Source organism: Candidatus Limnocylindrales bacterium (assembly GCA_035559535.1).
In the GTDB taxonomy this organism is placed as follows: Bacteria; Moduliflexota; Moduliflexia; order Moduliflexales; family JAUQPW01; genus JAUQPW01.
Genome location: DATMBG010000025.1, coordinates 1 through 20079, shown reverse-complemented (window position 1 = coordinate 20079; position 20079 = coordinate 1). Strand labels below are relative to the sequence as shown.

Annotated in this window: 15 protein-coding genes; 13 read left to right on the top strand and 2 right to left on the bottom strand. The window is 47.3% G+C overall.

Annotated features, from left to right (window positions below):
- The first annotated feature begins 60 nt into the window (after nucleotides 1–60).
- The 8 genes from VNM22_08415 to VNM22_08380 all read left to right on the top strand — a co-directional run bounded on the left by VNM22_08415 (nucleotide 61) and on the right by VNM22_08380 (nucleotide 9876).
- Nucleotides 61–921, top strand: coding sequence for a branched-chain amino acid ABC transporter permease (locus tag VNM22_08415; GenBank protein ID HWP47168.1), 861 nt, complete (start codon nucleotides 61–63; stop codon nucleotides 919–921).
- A gap of 3 nt (nucleotides 922–924) precedes the next feature.
- Nucleotides 925–1878: a branched-chain amino acid ABC transporter permease gene (locus tag VNM22_08410; GenBank protein HWP47167.1), complete on the top strand. Its 954-nt coding sequence runs from the start codon at nucleotides 925–927 to the stop codon at nucleotides 1876–1878.
- Nucleotides 1875–2591, top strand: coding sequence for an ABC transporter ATP-binding protein (locus tag VNM22_08405; GenBank protein ID HWP47166.1), 717 nt, complete (start codon nucleotides 1875–1877; stop codon nucleotides 2589–2591). The genes VNM22_08410 and VNM22_08405 overlap by 4 nt, the downstream gene beginning before the upstream one ends.
- Nucleotides 2592–2606: 15 nt before the next feature.
- Nucleotides 2607–3311, top strand: coding sequence for an ABC transporter ATP-binding protein (locus VNM22_08400; protein ID HWP47165.1), 705 nt, complete (start codon nucleotides 2607–2609; stop codon nucleotides 3309–3311).
- A gap of 66 nt (nucleotides 3312–3377) precedes the next feature.
- On the top strand, nucleotides 3378–4268 hold the full coding sequence (locus tag VNM22_08395) for a DMT family transporter (GenBank protein ID HWP47164.1): 891 nt from the start codon (nucleotides 3378–3380) through the stop codon (nucleotides 4266–4268).
- A 430-nt stretch (nucleotides 4269–4698) separates the two neighbouring features.
- Nucleotides 4699–6573 carry an NAD(P)/FAD-dependent oxidoreductase gene (locus tag VNM22_08390; GenBank protein HWP47163.1) on the top strand — a complete coding sequence of 625 codons (1875 nt, stop codon included), beginning with the start codon at nucleotides 4699–4701 and terminating at the stop codon, nucleotides 6571–6573.
- Between the two features lie 319 nt (nucleotides 6574–6892).
- Nucleotides 6893–8530 carry a glycosyltransferase family 39 protein gene (locus VNM22_08385; protein HWP47162.1) on the top strand — a complete coding sequence of 546 codons (1638 nt, stop codon included), beginning with the start codon at nucleotides 6893–6895 and terminating at the stop codon, nucleotides 8528–8530.
- A gap of 416 nt (nucleotides 8531–8946) precedes the next feature.
- Complete coding sequence (locus tag VNM22_08380) at nucleotides 8947–9876, top strand: glycosyltransferase (protein HWP47161.1); 930 nt, start codon at nucleotides 8947–8949, stop codon at nucleotides 9874–9876.
- A 135-nt stretch (nucleotides 9877–10011) separates the two neighbouring features.
- Here VNM22_08380 and VNM22_08375 read toward each other — a convergent pair whose 3' ends face one another.
- A complete protein-coding gene (locus VNM22_08375) occupies nucleotides 10012–10962 on the bottom strand; it encodes a glycosyltransferase (GenBank protein ID HWP47160.1) in 951 nt (316 codons plus the stop codon).
- Between the two features lie 1144 nt (nucleotides 10963–12106).
- Here VNM22_08375 and VNM22_08370 point away from each other — a divergent pair.
- The 5 genes from VNM22_08370 to VNM22_08350 all read left to right on the top strand — a co-directional run bounded on the left by VNM22_08370 (nucleotide 12107) and on the right by VNM22_08350 (nucleotide 18599).
- Entirely contained in the window at nucleotides 12107–13507 is a 1401-nt protein-coding gene (locus tag VNM22_08370; protein HWP47159.1) for a hypothetical protein, read from the top strand.
- Nucleotides 13482–14837 (top strand): hypothetical protein, encoded by a 1356-nt coding sequence (locus VNM22_08365; protein HWP47158.1) that lies wholly within the window; start codon nucleotides 13482–13484, stop codon nucleotides 14835–14837. Before VNM22_08370 ends, VNM22_08365 begins: the two co-directional genes overlap by 26 nt.
- A complete protein-coding gene (locus VNM22_08360) occupies nucleotides 14834–15727 on the top strand; it encodes a class I SAM-dependent methyltransferase (GenBank protein ID HWP47157.1) in 894 nt (297 codons plus the stop codon). The genes VNM22_08365 and VNM22_08360 overlap by 4 nt, the downstream gene beginning before the upstream one ends.
- Nucleotides 15724–17040: a Glu/Leu/Phe/Val dehydrogenase dimerization domain-containing protein gene (locus VNM22_08355; protein HWP47156.1), complete on the top strand. Its 1317-nt coding sequence runs from the start codon at nucleotides 15724–15726 to the stop codon at nucleotides 17038–17040. The genes VNM22_08360 and VNM22_08355 overlap by 4 nt, the downstream gene beginning before the upstream one ends.
- A 98-nt stretch (nucleotides 17041–17138) precedes the next feature.
- Complete coding sequence (locus VNM22_08350; protein ID HWP47155.1) at nucleotides 17139–18599, top strand: oligosaccharide flippase family protein; 1461 nt, start codon at nucleotides 17139–17141, stop codon at nucleotides 18597–18599.
- A 42-nt stretch (nucleotides 18600–18641) separates the two neighbouring features.
- On the opposite strand, the gene VNM22_08345 is transcribed toward VNM22_08350, so the two are convergent.
- A complete protein-coding gene (locus VNM22_08345; protein HWP47154.1) occupies nucleotides 18642–19694 on the bottom strand; it encodes a trypsin-like peptidase domain-containing protein in 1053 nt (350 codons plus the stop codon).
- Nucleotides 19695–20079 lie beyond the last annotated feature (385 nt).

The window sequence follows — 20079 nt, the reverse complement described above, 5'->3', positions numbered from 1 at the left end:
TTCGGGATTAGCTGTGGTTTCCGTCATTACGATCTCACAGTTCTTTACAAATAAAACTCCATGACTTCCCTGCTCTTACAGGCTATCGCGAGTGGTTTTCTGATGGGTGGCGTTTATGGCTTGATGGCCACCGGGCTTACCCTTATCTTTGGGGTGATGAAGGTGGTTAACCTGGCCCATGGAGACATGATGATGCTGGGAATGGCCATCAGCTATTGGCTGTTTACTTTGGCCGGAATAGATCCTTATCTTTCAATCCCGGTCAGCGTCTTCTTACTTTTTTTGCTTGGATTTCTCATCCAACGATTTTTGATCAATCCCATTTTGCACGCCTCAGAACATATGCAGATTCTGGTTACTCTGGGGGTATCCCTCATCCTGACAAATAGCGCGTTACTACTCTGGGGACCTAATGTCCGATCGGTCATCACCGGCTATTCCCTGGAAACCTTGTGGATAGGGGAGATTGTTCTGGACCTTCCCCGGGTGGTGGCCTTTTTATCTGCGCTTTTCTTTACTTTCCTCCTCTATTTACTCTTGAAGAAAACGGAGTTGGGTAGAGCTATCCGGGCCTCTGCAGATGACCCGGAAGCCGCTTTGTTGGTGGGAATTGAAATTAATAGAATTTATCCTATCTCCTTTGGAATTGGAGCTGCCTGCGTAGGAGCCGCCGGCTCGCTAATTATTCCCTTTTATGATCTGACGCCCCATGTTGGTCCCCCGTTTACAATGGTGGCTTTTACCATCATCATTTTGGGCGGAATGGGGAGTTTGTCCGGTGCGTTGATTGGAGGACTCCTGGTAGGTGTAGCGGAATCGGTGGGAGCGATTCTGTTATCCAGTTCTCTCAAATCTGTGGTGAGTACCACCCTTCTGGTGTTGGTCTTACTTTTTAAACCCAGGGGATTGTTTGGAAATTAATCTGTGAAATACCTGCCGGCATTACTCGGATTAGCTATTTTTCTCATTCTCCCTTTAGTGGTGGATTCTTATTTCCTCACGATCCTCATTTCGGTTTTTTATTATGCTTACCTGAGTAGTTGTTGGAATATTCTGGGAGGGTATGCGGGTCAGCTTTCTTTAGGGCATGCCGCTTTTTTTGGAATCGGAGCTTATACCTCTTCCCTGCTCTTTATGAAATGGCACCTAACGCCCTGGCTGGGTATGTGGATAGGGGCTTTGCTGGCGACAGTTTTTGCGCTTTTTATGGGAAGTTTAAGCTTTCGGTTTGGTTTGAGGGGATTTTATTTCGTACTGATTACCTGGGCCTTTGCAGAGCTTCTTCGGTTGATTACATTAAGTTTAGACATCCTGGGAGGTCCGACCGGGATTTACCTTTCGGCGCATATCTCTCCCTGGCAATTTCAGTTTTCCAGCCGGGGACCGTACTATTACATTATCCTCGGATTAACGATTTTTATATTGATTATTTCCCATAAACTGGAAGCTTCCAAATCCGGCTTCTATTTCAAGGCCATCCGAGAAAATGAGTTGGCCGCCGAGGGGAGCGGGGTGGCTACAGCCCGTTATAAACTCTTAGCTCTGGCCCTCAGTGCTTTTCTGACTGCCCTGGGGGGTACCTTTTATGCCCAGTATTTAAAGTACATTGATCCTGAAACTACCCTGGGAGTATCCCTTTCCATAGAAATTATGATCCGGGCTCTGGTGGGTGGAAGCGGAACTCTCTTTGGACCGCTTATTGGTTCTTTTATTTTAACCCCTCTCTCGGAGCTTTCCCGAACCTACTTTACAAAGGGGGGACTGGAGGGGCTCCCCTTGATTATCTACGGGGCCGTGCTCATCTTTATCGTCCTTTTTCTGCCTCAAGGGGTTGCTACCTGGATGAGGGAGAAAATGGCCAGATACAAAAACCGATGAGCCTGTTGGAAGTTCACAGATTAACCAAATCCTTCGGAGGATTGAAAGCCGTGGCCGGGGTCGATCTCCAGGTAGATAAAGGGGAGATCGTCGGGGTCATCGGACCCAATGGGGCCGGAAAGACCACGCTGTTCAGTCTCATTTCGGGGTATCTGAAACCTGATGAAGGAGAAATCTTCTTCAAAGGTCTATCCCTTATAGGACGAACCCCCCATGAAATTTGTCAACTGGGCCTCGCCCGAACTTTTCAGATCGTACAACCCTTTCCCAACCTGACTACCTTTGAAAATGTCCTGATAGGGGCTTTCAATCGAACCCGGGGAGTTCCAGAAGCCCGTCTTCGGGCCTCAGAGATCCTTAAATCCCTAGGACTCTTTGAGAAAAGGGGATTTCTTGCGAAAACCCTGACGATTTCAGACCGGAAGCGTTTAGAGATGGCCCGGGCCCTGGCTACGCAGCCAGACCTGCTCCTTTTGGATGAGGTCCTGGCAGGACTTAATCCTACGGAAGTGGACCGGATGATCCAGCTTATCCGTAAAATCCGAGAGCAGGGCATCACCATTCTGATCATCGAACATGTCTTGAAGGCGGTTATGTCCCTCTCCGATCGAATCGTAGTCCTCCACCACGGAGAGAAAATTGCCGATGGGAGCCCGGAGATGGTTTCCAGGGATAAAAGGGTTGTCGAAGCTTATTTGGGAGAGGTCCTCTGAGAGAAGAAGAGGAATATGCTGGAGATCGAGTGTATACAGGTTTACTACGGAGATCTACAAGTCCTATGGGATGTCTCGTTAAAGATCGATTCAGGGGAAATTGTATCCATCGTTGGCGCGAATGGAGCCGGAAAAACAACGCTTTTGAAGACCATCTCCGGACTTCTACATCCCCGATCTGGAAGGCTAAGATTTCGGGGTGAACCCATTGAAAATAAATCACCGGCTCAAATTGTAGAAGCCGGTATCAGTCATATTCCAGAAGGACGAAAGCTCTTTACCACACTGACAGTATTAGAAAATCTGGAATTAGGCGCTTATGTACCCAGGGCCCGACAAAAGAGGAAAGAAACCCTTGCCCGGATATTTCGGCTCTTTCCTATTTTAGAGGAACGAAAATATCAGATTGCCGGTACCTTAAGTGGAGGTGAACAACAGATGCTGGCTATCGGACGAGGATTAATGTCTTTACCCCAATTGCTCCTGCTGGATGAGCCTTCTTTAGGTCTCGCTCCTCAGGTGGTTAAAAATATGTTTGAAGTGATTAAAGAAGTGAATCGATCCGGAACTACCATTCTACTTGTAGAACAGAATATCTTTCATGCCCTGGGAATCTCCACCCGCGGGTATGTTCTGCAAAACGGGCGCATAGTCCTCGAGGGAACCGGGGCAGAACTGCTCCAGAATATCCATGTGCAGAAGGCATATCTGGGATTGTAAAGTGGCTGATGGGTACCGATACGGGGAGATAAAGTTTAACCCTGTACCTCTGTACTCTATACTTTGATGGGAAAGCATTTCTCTTCTGTTGATCTCTGGTTGTTAGGAGTTGTATTCATTTGGGGAATTAATTTTTCCATTGTTAAAACAACCCTGCGGGAGATGTCCCCCCTGAGTTTTAACAGTTTACGATTTGCACTGGCTGTAACGTTAGTGTTTAGTATTCTTCGGCTGACGGAGAAAGATCTGACCGTGGATCGAAGGGATTGGCCCAAGTTTTTATTCCTGGGTTTTATAGGGAATACCCTGCATCAGATTTTTTTTATCAAGGGAATTTATCTTACCACGGCCAGTAATTCGGCCCTTATCCTGTCCATAGGGCCTGTCTTTGTGGCCCTATTAAACGTAATTTTTCGATTGGAAAAGGTTTCTCTTTTTAATTGGTACGGAATTTTACTTTCCTTTCTAGGGGTTTTTCTTATCATCCTGGGTGGAGCCCAGGGAAAAGGTTTAAGTTTTTCTAAGGAGTATTTGCAAGGAGATTTGCTGACGCTGGCAGCAGCTTTTTTCTGGTCTGTTCGTATCGTCTTTTCTAAACCGCTTCTTCAAAAATATTCCTATCTTAAAGTAACCACCTGTATCATGGCCTGTGGAACTCCTTTCCTGATCCTGGCTTCGGTGAAGGAGCTGGCACATCAGGACTGGAGCCGGGTAAGTTTCTACGGCTGGCTCGGGTTTGGGTATTCCTTCAGTCTAGCCATTGCCGGTTCTTATATTATCTGGCATATGGGGTTGAAAAAAATAGGGAGTGCCAAAACGGCGGTCTATAGTAATTTAACTCCAGTCGTATCCGTAGTTTTTGCCTGGCTTTTCTTAGGAGAGCGCTTAACGCTTTTGCAAGATCTTGGAGGAATCGCCATTTTGGGAGGAATTTACCTGACCAGACTGAGCCGATAGGAGGGTACCCCTTATCCCCCTCGGGAAAAGGGTGAAGTTAAACCCCAAGTCATCTGGGGGGAATTCCGAAGAGATAACCGGAATTTATTCAGAGGATTTCGTGGCCTAACAACTCCTTTCTTCCTCCCCTAAGAGGGTGAAGTTTAACCCTTCAAAGTCCTTCCTTTTGCTTCTTTCGAAATAATTTTGGATTATTCCCTATCCGACCGTCAGAAACTCTGAATCCATGGGGATAAGGATATGACGGGATTTTCTCCCATCTTCGCTTTTTCCTCCCTACAGAGCCCTTCACCTATTTTAAAATTTTCAGACTAAAAATATCTTAATTAGATAATATTAGCTATATTTTTCTATTTTAATGCATAAAATATAACTGGCATACAAATTGTAGAATATGAAAAACTTGATAAAAACTAGGAGAAAAGAAAATATGTCACATACCCTCATTATTGGAGCAGGACCTGCCGGATTAACTGCAGCCTATGAGTTATCCAAACTCAATGTACCTTCTACGATCCTGGAAGCCGATCAGCAAGTGGGGGGCCTCTCGCGTACCGTTAACTATCGAGGTTATCGGTTTGATATTGGAGGGCATCGATTTTTTTCTAAAATTCCCCTCATCAATGAAATATGGCGGGAAATCCTTTCTGAAGACTTCCTGGTCCGACCGCGGCTTTCACGGATCCACTATAGAGGGCATTTTTTTGATTATCCCTTGAAAGCAGCCAATGCACTGACGGGATTAGGGCCCGTAGAAGCTTTCCTGGTTGGGGTAAGCTATACCAAAGCCAGACTGTTTCCCAGTGAAGAAGAGACCACCTTTGAGCAGTGGGTATCCAATCGGTTTGGCTATCGCTTATATCAGATCTTCTTTAAAACTTATACCGAGAAGGTCTGGGGCATCCCCTGTACGGAGATTTCTGCAGATTGGGCTTCACAACGCATTAAAAACCTGTCTTTGTATGAAGCCATAAGGAACGCCCTGCTGGGTTCCGGGCGAACCCGGGACGGACAAATTATCACCACACTTATCGAGCGTTTTAATTATCCCCGGCTCGGACCCGGTATGATGTGGGAGCGTTGCGAAGAACTCCTGGCTGCCAAAGGTCACAGGACGATTCGGGGCGTAAAGGTTGAGAAAATACGACACCGCCAGGGACGGGTGGAGTGCGTGTATGGTCGTACCGACTCTGGTGAGTTGGTTGAGTTTGACGGTGAGCATTTTATCTCTACCATGCCCCTTCGGGAGCTTATCCAGGCCCTGGATCCCAGGCCACCGGAGGAAGTCTTAAGGGCTGCCAATTACCTTCGTTACCGGGATTATCTGACCGTCGTACTTATCGTTCGACGGGAATCCGTTTTTCCAGATAATTGGATTTATATTCATTCCCCGGAGGTCAGGATGGGGCGAATCCAAAATTACAAGAACTGGAGTCCCGATATGGTTCCGGATCCCTCACGAACCTCCCTGGGACTTGAATATTTTCTATGGGATAAGGATGACCCGTGGCATTGGTCCCAAGATCAGCTCATAGAATTGGGAATTAAAGAGTGCACACAGATCGGGTTGGTGGATCCCGGAGAGGTAGAAGATGGAACCGTGGTTCGTATGAAAAAAGCCTATCCGGTCTATGATCAGAACTATCACGAAAATTTGAGAACCCTGAGAACCTATCTGGAAACTTTCTCAAATCTTCAAACCATCGGTCGAAATGGACTTCATCGCTATAATAATCAGGATCACTCTATGCTAACGGGAATTTACGCTGCACAAAACATTGTGGGTGAAAAACACGATGTCTGGTCGGTAAACACGGAGATGGAGTACCATGAAGAGATCCGAGAGGAAGCCAAGACCCGGAAGTCGATCCTTTCAGAGAAGATAGATTTTTTGAAAGGAGGTGGAGACCGTCTGATTCCGACCTGTGTAGGCCCAAGGGAAACTGATCAGCCTCTATCCCCGGACAAAATCATCGAGGCTGCCTTCGCAAAGCTAGATCCTCTCGCCATGGGAATTGCCTTAGGCTCGGTTGGAGGAATAGGAACCTTTCTGGCCGTGGGGATACTTCTTCTGAAGGGAGGTCCTCTGATTAGGCCAAATTTATCCTTGCTGGGTCAATATCTACCGGGATTTAAGGTAACCTGGGAGGGTGCCTTCACGGGTCTTGTGGAGATGGGATTGGTGGGGTTCGGACTGGGATATGGAGGTGCCTGGCTCAGAAACTGGATGATGGGGGCCTATGCTTCTCTGATACGACGGCAGGTTCAAGAAGAAGATCAAACCAAACCTTGGAACCCCGGGTAACCTTTGGGGGTAGATTTTTGGAATCTGACCCCTCCGACTCCCCTTCCCTGCGAGGGAAGGGGGTCAGGTTAGAAAAAATCTATCCCTGAAAGTCCCTATGAGAAGAGACCGTAAGGGCGCAAAGCCTTGCGCCCGTACAAGGATATCGTCAAGATTCCTCTGCGGAGGTCCTGGCCCGGATGCAGTCTGGTAGGGGCTCAGGACTGTCCCCCATAGCGGTGAGGTTGCCCAGCAAGGAGGGACCCTACATGGGGCTACCTTTACAATTACCGGGGTAATATTTTATAAATAATATAAGGAAGTTGGGTAGGACTTTTCTATGGAATTAGGGAATTCTTATCACCGTTCGGTTCAATCAATTCTATATCTCCTTCTCCTGGGTAGTCTGGTGCTTCTGCTGGCAACAAAAGGGATAACCCACGAGGAGATTGTCTCTCTCCAAGGAGATATGCCCCGGTATCTCATGAACGGGGTTTACTTTTATGATCTCCTAAAGGATCTCCCCCTTACCCATGCCATGGCGTATACCTACCAATACTATGCAAGGTACCCGGCCCTTTCCCTGGGACATCATCCCCTCCTCTTAAGTGTGGCCGAAGTTCCTTTTTATACAGTTTTAGGAGTTTCCGTCTTTTCCGCAAGGTGGGCCATTGTCTTCTTTATGTTGGGGGCGGTTATCGCCTGGTTTTTCTTAATAAAAACCCTCTACGATGAAAAGATTGCTTTGTTTTCGTCTGCCTTATTTGCAACCACTCCTTTTATCGTCGGCTTCTCTAGAGTTGTTCTATCTGAGATTCCCACTCTAGCTCTTATCCTGGTCACCGCGTATTTCTTTTATAGATTTGTTCAAACAGATAAAAGCAAATATGCCTATGCCTTTGCGATAAGCTTCTCATTAAGCGTCTACGCCAAACATCTGGCCATCTTCATGCTTCCCATCTTCTTGCTTTATCTCCTTTTGACCCGGGGGGTTCGGAAGCTCCTGGCAAAAGAAGTCATTCTGGCCGTCATTCTTACTTTTTTGCTTCTTCTTCCCCTTATTCCCTTAACCCTTAAATTTTCCCAGACCAATATCTCCTGGGTAGCCCAGAAGTCTCTATCTTCCAGAGTCGGATTATCCCCTATCCTGTATTATCCCCGGGCTCTCTGGCAAGAGCAACTGACTTTACCGGTTTTGATCCTTAGTCTGGTTTCTCTGGGCGGATCCTTATACCGAAGGGATAAACGGGCCATCTTATTTTTACTGTGGATCGGGATCTTTTACGTAGAAATTACCTGTACCGGGGCCAGGGAGGCTCGCTATAGCATTTATTGGATTCCGGCTTTTTGTCTTTTTGCGGCCACCTCCGTTCATCTTTTTCCCTATCGTTCCTGGAAAATTCTTCTTTCCTCCCTTCTTATTTTCACTGTGGCCTATCAAACATACCTTGCTTTTCTATCCCAACCTGAATATGCCGAAGGGTACGAATCAGCAGCCCAGTATGTAACCGAGAATAGAAAGGGAGAAAGCATTTTATTCAGCGCCGATATAGATTCCGGCTACTTTGTATTTTTCACCAGAAAACACGACCCCTATCGAGATTTGATTGTGCTTCGGGCCGATAAGATGCTGGTCACTTCCCGGATGGATTACATTGTTGAAGAACGGATTACCCGTCGAGATCAGATCTATGAGATCCTTCGGAATTTTGGCGTAGGGTATGTGGTCATGGAGGATAAACCGTTTAAATCCTCCCCCTTAGAATGGCTAAGGGAAGAAGTTAAAACGGATAAATTTGTGTTACGTAAAAGAATCCCCATCTCTTCTAACCGTTCTACGCTCCAGGGGGTTACGCTGGCCATTTATGAGTACAAAGACTATGTTCCTCCGGTCAGGGGAAGAATCCTCACGATGAATATTCCCCTTATGGGGGACTCCATTAAAATTCAGTTTGATGATTTATTCCATCCCCCTTAGGGCCTGCTTTAGTCCGACGGGGAAGAGCCTCCGATCTGTTGGGAGGAGAAGACGAGAAAAAATAGGATTATAAAACCTGAATCTGTAAGAAAACCTACTTCTTAATAAAAAAGAATTGTAAATATCTTTAATTAAATTATGTAAGTTTATACCTTGTAAAGGTAACTAATATTCTTGGACTAGTTTAGATTTTTATTAGTTAGATAAAGTTAATTTAGATCTATAAAAACTATTCTTATAGGTTTTGGGTCAAAAATAAAACCCTGTGATTCTGGTTAAAGCCAATACCAGGTAAAAGCTGGAGGAGGGCATCCGGGAAAAACTTGAGGAGTAGAAAATTCTGAAATCCATTTACCGGGTGGGTGTAAAGGCCAGGGTTTGAGAATTTTTTCTCCGATATCCACAAGAGGATAGTTATGATAGACGTTTCCATTGTTGTACCCTTCCACAATTCGGAGCGATATCTTATGGAGTGTATTGAAGGATTACTTTCCCAGGACTATCCCCGGGAACGGTATGAGATTGTCATGGTTGATAATAATTCCACCGACGCCTCAGTCAGGATTGTGAAACGATATCCCCGGGTCAGGCTGATCTCGGAAGGAAGGCGAGGGGCTTACGCAGCCCGTAACCGAGGGGTCCGGGAGGCAAAGGGTAAGATTATTGCCTTTACCGACTCCGATTGTGTCCCCTTCAAGGACTGGTTACAGGGAATAAAGGAGGCCATGGCCCATCCCGAGGTTGGCATCGTCATAGGAAGTCTCCGATTTGCCAGAGACTCTTTTTTACTCTCCCTGCTGGCCGACTATGAGAATGAAAAAGACCACTATGTCTTCACCAGTAAAATAAAAGAACTCTATTACGGCTATGCAGGAAATATGGCCATTCGAAAGGAACTATTTGCCGAAATAGGGCCATTTGTCGAAAGGATCCGAGGATCTGATACCATTTTCATTCACCAATGTATGGCCAAGTATTCTTGCGAAGTGGTTCATTATTCTCCCCAAATTCGGGTACGGCACCTGGAAATCGATGGGGTCGGTAAACATTTCCAGAAAGTTTTTATTTACGGAAAGAGCAGTCAAAAATACCGTAAGATTGTAGCTGCCAGACCCTTGACCCAGAGGGAGAGGTTTCTAGTCTTTTGGAGAACCGTACGAAATCGAGACTATTCGTGGTTGAAAGCCATGGTCCTTCTCGGTCTCCTGGTTGTTGGTTTTGGATACTGGGTCTTGGGCAGTAGAAACCTTATCCAGAATTTTAAGCAAAGGGGGATGATTTTACGACTTAGAAAATTAAGAAGGAATTGGCATAAGAAACGGAAGATGACAACGGAAGGAGGGTAGGCTAAAAAATAGAAGATCTCCGGGATGATCCACTTAGAGGCCCAGGTCGTCTCTGGTAAAGGTTCCCAGCCCGGATATCTCCCCAGGTTGAGTAGATTTTTCGGACGGCCAATTCGGGAGAGGGTGGGAATTTTTTTAATTTCCGGGTATCATCCCTTCGACTTTGTATTCTTCGTAGGTCAGGTTCAAGAAGGCCCATAGATGCCCGACTTGAACACAAAGGCGTAAGAGCCCCTTGAGGATAGCAGTACGGCCGCGAAATACTTCCAGCGGCAGAATAGAGGCAAAAACAAAAATACCTGCCAGGGCCTTCAGGAGCTCAATCATCTGTCGGGAGTAGCGTGGGGATCGTCGTCTCTGCAGGTAAGTATAAGCCACACCCTTGCGAAAGGCACGCTGCAGGAGCCATTTGAAGGTTAAACGATGTGAAGGAATATATTCAAACACCTGGGCTGTATCACACCAAAAAAATTTTGCCCCACTCTCCATCATCCGTGAGAAAAGTTCGGTGTCTCCACCCCCCGTAAGACCGTAAAAGGGATCAAACTTATGTCGATTAAAAAGGGAACGGCGGATGAAAGCATTACCCGTACGGGTTTGATAAAACTTTAACCTGGTACCGCTGGGATAGCGGGGTCTGCTAAAAAAAACCTCCGGGTCTAGCCAGGAAGGACCAGCTTTCTCCAGCCGGGGTAGTACAGGACCGAAATAACCGTCTCCGGGGATTTTACGGATCATCTGCCAATATTCCGCAAGCCAGTTTTCTCCGGCTACTTCATCATCATCAATAAAAGCAATCCAGGTCCCTCGGGCCTGCTCTACAGCCCGGTTCCGGGCGTGGGAGATATTCTGTCTTGGCTCAACCCCGTATCTCAGGCAGGTATACCTACTCTTCAGTTCCTCCACAACAGGCCGGGCCGTCTCTGCAGCATCGTTATCGATCACGATGATTTCCAAGGTGAAATCCTTTGTACCCGAGAGTCGCTGTAAACTATCGAGTAGTCGGGTCAGACCCTGCGGTCGACGAAAGGTGGCAATACAAATGGAAATATCCGGAGTTGTATTTTCTTTTTCCAATCTGTTCATCTATACCTCCTTCCCTTGAAATGGAATCGGAGAGGTAAGAACTAACCCTGCCAACCTACGCATCCAAAAACTGAGATCATCTCTCTAGGCACCAGGATAAGAGTAAGATCCATGGGGGCACCCGCTTCCTAACCTTCCCCCGCTTTGCAGGGGAAGGAACTTTGAAGTGAAGTCCCCTCCTCTGTGAAACGGAGGAGGGACCGGATGGAGGCGCCTTAACCTGGTGCCTATAGGGACCAGGGGGGTGTCTGGACTCCACATCTAATCCTTAACGTGATGCGTAGAGGACCTCCCTCAAAATAAAAGCTCTTCCCCAACAGGATCCCTTGAACCGGCTTCCTTCTTCACTCTCGTCGGTTCTTCTCTATTCAATCTAAATAAGTTCACGGCCCGTAAATATTTACCCTTTTTATCCCCGATCCCCTTCGATCCGGAACCGGCCCAGATTAAAGAATCCCAGTAAGAGATATATTTAATTTATATGTTTTTACTCTTTGTCCAGGTAAAAAACAGAGATCAGATCTAAAAATCCCTTTCCCTTCCTCCTGCCGACATGGTTCGATGAGGTACTTCTACCCTGTTTACTTACTTTTGACTCCATGCCCCAACTCTCCTCTCCTGTGGCGTGGGAGAGGGGCCAGAGGGTGAGGACCATTTAAAGGTTAAGCAAAACTAAGTAAACAAAGTCCTCTCCTTTAAATTTTTTTATTTTCCTCATATTACCTATTGAAATAATTTTAATTCAATTTATAGTTAAATTATACCTATAAACGTATAGATATACTTATTTAGGTATATATATTGCTTAAAAATTATCTATTAGTACTTTTAGATAGTAAAAAAACACTTCTATCTTATTTAGGGTCCAAGGCCGGGCAAAGTGTACCGGCTCCTCTTCGGAGAAGACGAAGGATTATTCAAAAACATCAAAACCGACTTACTACACTGTTTACTTAATTTCAGTCTCATAGTACGGCTTTCACTTCCCAACGCCCCTCTCCCACGCTATAGGAGAGGGGCCGGGGGTGAGGGGCCGTTTAAAAGTTAAGCAAGACTAAGTAAACAAAATACTTATGGAATCAGTTTTTGGGATATGCCGTAGAAAATCTTCTGGAAGAGGAGACAGGATCCAGGAGGAAATCCCATGTGGTGGAGTCGTTTAAAATGGAGTATTTATCTGGCTTATCATCTGCGAGGCCAGACCCGGTTCCCCTTTGAACCCTTGGAGGTTATCCAACGTGCCCAGGCACGGCGCGTACAAAGCATGATAGCCTATGCTTATCACAGGGTACCCTATTATCGAAGGGTGATGGATAACCTGGGCTTAAGCCCAGGCGATTTTCGAACCGCTGAGGATCTCTCACGACTGCCGATACTGGAACGTAAGCATTTACAACAGAACCCCGAGGATCTGGTCTCTACTGCCCAACCCCGGGATTATTACCTGAAGTTGCGAACCGGAAGGAGTACCCATACCCATGGGACCGTTTACCATGATGCGACTTCACTTTTTCAGAACGCTGCACACGGTGAACGTGAGCGATCGATGATTGTGAAACTGGTGGGGCGTTCGCTGGGATACCGCGAGACCAGCATTGCCACGTCCTCCGGGGTAGCCAAAGAGGTACATAAATTTTGTCAAAAACACGGTTTTCTCCCTAAAGGCATCCGCATTCAACGACAGTATCTGCCGCTAGATCCACCGGAAAAAAATGTTCCCTTAATCAACGAATTTAAACCAGACGTACTTCACAGCTACGGATCTTATCTTGAAGTTCTCTTCCCGTATCTTTATACCACAGGAGTCCCTTTTCATCGTCCTAAAATCGTCACCTACAGCTCAGATGGTCTCTCTAACCCTGTTCGGCGTTTGATTACCGAAACCTTTGGTCTTCCTTTACTCAGCACCTATCAGGCTACCGAAGCATTCAAGATTGGCTTTGAGTGCTTCTACAATATGGGTTTGCATCTCAATATCGATCTATATCCGGTTCGTATTGTCAACGAGAAGGGTGAAACCCTACCGGATGGTGAAAGCGGGGATGTGATCCTCTCAAACCTGGTCAATCGGGCGACGGTACTCCTGAATTACCGACTGGGTGATATCGCCTGTATATTACCCGGCCCATGTCCTTGTGGGCGTTCATTACCCAGGCTCTCACTCCCCCAGGCTCGCTCCGACGATTGGATTCAATTAACTTCCGGTCGACTTATACATCCCATGCGGGTAAAGGACGTTTTCCTGGTTGAAGAGGAACTCTGGCAATACCAGATCGTTCAAGAGAGCGGTACCCATTTCCGCATTGCACTGGTAGCTTCTGGAACCTGTAATAGACAGGCCATGGCTCAACGCATTACCCATAACCTAAACCGTATCCTCGGGGAAGATATCACCATCAACCTGACCTTTACCGATCAAATTCCACGAACACCTGGAGGTAAAGTTCGTACTGTCCTTTCGTTACGCCAGAAACCTCAAGGAGAAACAATTTTTGATGGAATAAGGAGTTACCAACCCTATGAGTTGGATGAAGCGATTTCTTAATAGCGGATATGTAGGTACCCTTTCTTGTATCGAGCGCAGGTTGCCTTTCTGGCCTGTGGAATGGATTGAACGGCTTCAGTGTCATCGTATACACTCGATAATCCGACATGCCTATCGTACGGTGCCGTTTTATCGTAGGGCTATGGACGAACGAGGGCTACGCCCAGAGGATTTCCAAACCGTCGATGACCTGACCCAACTTCCTCTGATCGATAGTTTCATCCTACGAAACAATCTGGACCGGTTTACTTCGACGTGCTATGACGAAGGATCTCGACAGGTTTGGTATAGCAGTGGATCCCAGTCCCGGGCTCAGCGTACCATTTATTGGGATAACGCTTCTATTTTACGTGAGCTTGCCTATGCCGAAAGAGATCGTGGTATATTAAACCATCTGATAGGACAGAGTTATGGACAACGTCAACTTTATATCTTTCCCCCTACCTCATTGACCTTAAAGATCCGCGCTTTCTGGAGCTCACAAACTCTAGCACCCCGAGGCCTGGCTCATCGTCAATTTATTTCCATAGAGGAACCCTTTGAAGCTGTGGTTGAGAAGATTAACACCTTTCGGCCCCAGGTAGTATTCTCCTATGGGTCTTATGCGGATCAGTTTTTTCGATTTCTATCCGACCGCCAATGGCGTATTGCTCTACCTCGGGTTTGGATGTATGGGGGGGATCTCCTTTCTCCCGGCGGACGGGATCTGATTGAAAAAACGTTTGGTTGTCTGGTCTATTCGGCTTACCTATCTGCAGAAGCCGGACGAATTGGATTCCAGTGCGAATATCGCCAGGGTTTTCATCTAAATATAGATCTCTGTGCGGTACGATTGGTTGATGAAAAGGGAAGGACCGTCCCCCCAGGTGAGCCAGGTGAGGTGGTTATTTCCAATCTACGCAATCTCGGAATGGTCCTGCTTAATTACCGCCAGGGCGATCAAGGTATCCTGGCACAGAAACCCTGTCCATGTGGTAGATCCTTACCTCTATTGGAACAGTTGAGCGGGCGTTGTACCGACGTCATCCGTCTTCCCAATGGTCGAGAGCTCTCCTTTCTGATGCTAGAAGCTTTATTCAAACATGAATTAAAATCCACCCTACAATCTCGAGTTATTCAACCTGCACCCGGTCAAATCCAATGGCAGATCGTACCTTTCTCCAGCACAGATCGAAAGGCATTACAAAATCAGTTGTTGGAACGGGCTCGCTCTGTCTTGGGTACGGATACCCAGGTGACGGTTGAGTTTGTCGAACATATTCCTCTAACCCCCCAGGGTAAATTTTTGAGGGTGATGGCGTATCCGGAAGGGGCGAAGGTGAAAAAATGATTCAACAAAACCATTATACCACACAAATTTACTGGGACGAAGTCCTGGAAGAAATCCGTTGTAGTTCCCCCATAGAAATATGGCGGGCTTATATGCGGCGGGTTTATAAACGCCTCCTTCAAGATTGGTTACCGATTGGTAACCCGGGGCGTGGTCTGAAAACAGATCTGTTTGAAGAGGCGGTGAGTGATCATCACCTCTTGCCCGATTTGGGACCGGGTAGCGTTGGTCTCGATCACTCTTCGGCGATCGTTCAGGCTGCCCGGCATCGACTTTTAGGAAAAGATGGCGGATCCCTTTTCGTGGTGGGAGATTTACGTCAGATTCCTTTAAAATCAGAAACCGTAAAGTACATCCTGGCCGGATCCTCACTGGACCACTTTCCGGATAAGGCAGATATAGCTAAAAGCCTGGCCGAGTTAGTCCGTATACTGGCTCCCGGAGGAATTTTAATAATCACCCTGGACAATCCCCACAATCCCATTGTCTGGTTGCGTAATCACCTGCCTTTTACCTGGTTGAATCGTTTGCACCTTGTACCCTACTATGTAGGTGCGACGTACAACCTCATAGAAGCCCGTCACCAACTCGAAGCCTTAGGATTAATTGTAACCCATGTCACGGCAGTTTCCCATGTCCCCCGGGCCCCGGCCATTTGGTTACTGACCCTCCTGGAGCGCCTGGGCTGGAAAGTTTTAGAAGCCCCCATGGAGCGTATATTGGATAGCTTTGAGAGTTTGGAACGTTGGTCGATCCGGTATCAAACCGGTTACTATCTCGCTCTTCGTGCCGAGAAACAAGCACGTCTTGCTGAGAAACGAACTTTTCTATTGGACGAGGCAATGCAAAGTACCTCGAGATCTTATGCCGAGGAAGGAGTGCAAACATGACTTATCAAACAGAAAATAAACTCGACGAGTCCTGGCAGACTACCCCAGGAAGCAATACAACCCGGAGCTTCACCGGATCCTCCTATGAGGATCTGGCTTTATCAGGGGTTCCATCTTTAGGATACGATTCCTTTAGTTGTGAAGCAACTGACGAGACAGGGATGTCCCTGGGTTGGCTTGTGGTTGATACTATGATCAATGGGCGTTCCCATGGGGGAATCCGAATAGCTCCCGATGTTTCCCTCGCTGAACTCAGGATATTAGCCCGTCGAATGACCCTCAAGTTTGGGTTCTTAGGTCTTCCGGGAGGAGGGGCAAAAGCAGGGATTATTGGGGATCCGGAGGCTCCTCCCCAACAACGGCAGGCTCTGCTACGACGATTTGCAGTTACCCTGGCCCCCCTCTTACAAAGTGGATGTTATCAACCGGCCCATGATCTCGGCACCGGTAATTCTGAAATCGAGGATATGTTGACCTTTGTAGGAGTCCAGCGAAGTCGGAGAGAACCCTCTCGTCTTCTGGCCGGATTTTACACCGGGCTGACAGTCATTACAGGAGCTCAGGTTGCCGTCCAACATAGGAAACTTAAATTGGCCGGACTTCGGGTTGCCCTTCAGGGTTTTGGAAAGGTCGGGGCAGCCGTTGCCCAGGGTCTGGTAGAACGAGAGGCCCGTATGGTGGCCATCTCCACCTCACAAGGAGCCCTTTACCATCCTCAAGGTCTACCCGTTAAAGAACTCTTGAGGTTGTCCCAACAGGTCGGAAGTGAACTGGTACATGTCTATAAAGAAGCCGAACTTATACCCAAGGAGGACTTGCTGACCCTCCCGGTAGATCTTCTCTGCCCTTGTGCCACCAGTGAAAGTATCCATACAGGAAATGCCAAACAGGTCCAGGCTGGTATCATCAGTCCAGGGGCCAATTATCCGGTTACATTGGAAGCCGAACAAATCTTGCAAAATCGAGGAATTCTTTGCCTGCCTGATTTTGTCACTAACTCCGGGGGGGTATTAGGAGGAACGATGACCTTTGCGGGATTGGATTCGAAGACCATACAGCAGTTAATTGAAGAAAAACTGGCCCCCCGGATCGCTGCGTTGATCCAGAGTGCCGAGAAACGAGGGGCGTTGATCAGCCTCATCGCCCAACAAGAGGCTATGCAACGATTCTTAAAAATCAAACGACAAACTGAACAATCCGGCTTCCTGGGAGGACTCTTCCAAAGAGGTCTGGTCCTATACCGGCGGGGCCTCATACCCGGATTTTGGGTAAAGGGATTAGCCTCCCGCTACTTTGCGGCTAAGCTCCAATAAAATAGGAAGATACAAGTTGGTTGTTGACAATCCACCGTCTATAAGCTAATTAATTATCCAGGGTATCTTATTCCTTACTATCGGTTGTTCGCCATTAAATGGATTCCTCGTCTTCCCAAGTAAGCCGTCGTCATATATTTGATGGAACCCTACGGGTTTTCCTGGCAGAAGCTCTATTTTTACCAACGGGCCTGATAACCACCGTTTTCCTCACGCATCGGCTGGGGTCCTCGGGGTATGGTTTGTATGCCCTGGTTGCAACCTTAATTGCCTGGATTGAATGGGGCATTGCCTCGCTTTTTTCACGTCCCACCATTAAGTATATCAGTGAAGCCGAGGATTGGCGACCTGTTGGAGCCAGCCTGATTCGGCTTCACCTTTTGGTAAGTACAGGAATAGTTGCCCTGTTATGGCTTCTAAGTACTTTCATTGCCCGACTCCTTCATGAACCCATACTTGCTGCTTATATCCGGTTGTTTGCCTTAGATATTCCGCTCTTCAGTATTACCTACGCCTACCGAAATATCCTGATCGGTCTGGGTAGCTTCAGGCAACGGGCCCTCATCAGTGCAGGTCGTTATATCGCGAGACTCTTGTTGATCGTTCTCCTGGTCGAGTTAGGCTTTTCCATACCCGGTGCCATTCTAGGCAGTATGGGAGCCTCCCTGGTGGAATTCCTTATCGGCTACTTCTATCTTCGACCTTCCCTGTTTGGCCGTTCTAACCTTCCCACCTGGAAATTTTGGGAAAATGCCATTCCGTTGTTCCTATCGGCCCTGAGTGTAAGTCTCTATAACCGGCTAGATCTCTTTATTTTGAAAGGATTGGGAGCTACTACAGAACAAACAGGGATCTACAATGTAGCACAAAATTTAGCTGTAATTCCAGGTACTTTTGCCCTATCCTTTTCTCCCCTTCTCCTCTCCACCTTAAGCCGTCTGCTACGTACCGGAAACAGTTATCAGGCTAAGGAGTTGGGTCGTGATGCCATGCGTTTGGTTATTGGGCTATTACCCTTTACGGCCATGGTTGCCGGGGCCGCTCCGGATATTGTCCAGTTGGTTTTTGGGCCTACCTTTTTGCCTGCGGCACCTCTCTTGGCGCTGTTAAACTTCGGTTCCATGATTTTAGTCCTGGTATCGGTGGCCACCTCCATTCTGATTTCTGTTAATAGATCTACCTGGGCCTTTGCACTGACCGGACCTCTGCCGCTTTTAGCCATCGTGGGTCATCTGGTGTTAATTCCCAGGTTAGGGGCTCTGGGGGCCTCCCTGGTTACAGCCCTGGTGGCCAGCCTGGGCGCGGGGATGGCCGTATTAACCGTCTATTATATCTGGCAGATCCTCCCCCCGGCAGGAACCCTGTGGCGAAGCATCCTGGTTTGCGGACTTGCTTACCTGCTGGCTGTTCTCTGGCCTGTTCCCAATCTGTTGCTTTTAATAAAATTACCCATTATTGGATTCCTTATTCCCCTGGCTTTTTTAGCACTGGGTGAATTCAGTGCCAAAGAGATTGCCTGGGCCCGCGCATTCCTCTATCGGCAAATCCTGCCGAGTTAGCCTTCCCTCAAGATCTGATCCGCCCCGATTTAAGAACTTCTTCTACTTCCCGTCATATTCGATGGGAATAACCTGAAGGGTTAATTTTTCCAGATTCCGGAGAACAGTAATCGGATAGGCCACCCGGACTGGATGTTCGGTCAGGAAACGGTGAATATCATCTACTCCACTCACAGGCATATCTCCTAAAGCGATAATAATATCCCCCTCTCGGAGTCCGGCCTGTTCGGCGGGGCTTCCTGGATTTACAGACAGGACCAGAACCCCCGTTTCGTTGGGCAAATGAAAAGTCCGTATCCAGCTCCGATGTAAAGGTCGTAATTGCCCTGCAATACCCAGATAACCTCGGGTCACCTTTCCTGAGGTAATAAGTAAGGCCGCCACATGTTTAGCCGTATTGATGGGAATGGCAAAGCAAATTCCCTGAGCAGGCATGATAACGGCGGTATTAACCCCGATGACCCGACCCCTGGAATCTACCAATGCCCCCCCAGAACTCCCAGGATTGAGGGCGGCATCGGTCTGGATGATATCTTCAATAAGTCGCCCACTTTGGGTTCTTAAAGAGCGTCCTAAAGCACTAATCACCCCTGCCGTAACGGTACACTGAAAACCATAGGGGTTTCCGATAGCAATGACCAACTGCCCTACCTTCAGCTTTTTAGAATCTCCTAACTCGGCCATGGGAAGACCGAAAGCATCATCGATGCGTATAACGGCCAGATCCGTTTGAGGATCTTCTCCAATGACCCGGGCCACATACTTGCGGCCATCATTCAACGTTACTTCAATTTTCTTCGCCTCATGAATCACATGGCTGTTGGTTAAAATAAAGCCATCTGGAGTCAGGATGATCCCGGATCCGCTTCCCCTGGCCTGAAAAGGTACCAGATAACCTTGCTGGGTTCGCCCTTTTCGCTCCACTGTCACATCGATATTCACAACCACCGGGCTTAGTTTCTCGGCTACCTTGATCACAGCATGGGAATAGGCATCCAACAGATCCTCATCGAATTCGGCTTCCTCTTTAGTCCCCACACTGCCTTGGGAATATTCCCCGTTACCCGAAGTAAAAAGATACGCGTAGGAGTCCATAACTCAAAGCTCTAAGTCCTCGTTAAAACGTGAAGCCGTTAGAACGTCAAACTTAGAACCTCTGTCTTAAACATTAGTTTTATTGTGTTATATATCAATATAACACAAACCACCTCTCTTGCCAAGGGAAAGCGATAAAAGCCCTTTCCCCGCCGGGTCCGCTCCCCCTTAAAAACTTAAATGGGAAGGTAAGTTTCTAACCTTAGAGAAGGGAGGTCTGGAAGAACCTGTAAACCTTCTTCCGTACAAAGTGACGGAAAATTTTACAATCTGTTATTTTAAGCAATTTTCTCTTAACCGGTTATTTTCTCTGGATTTTAATCCCTATTCCTCCCCTCCTAAGGGATAAATTCTACCTCTTAAATGTCAGATTTTTTTACGATTT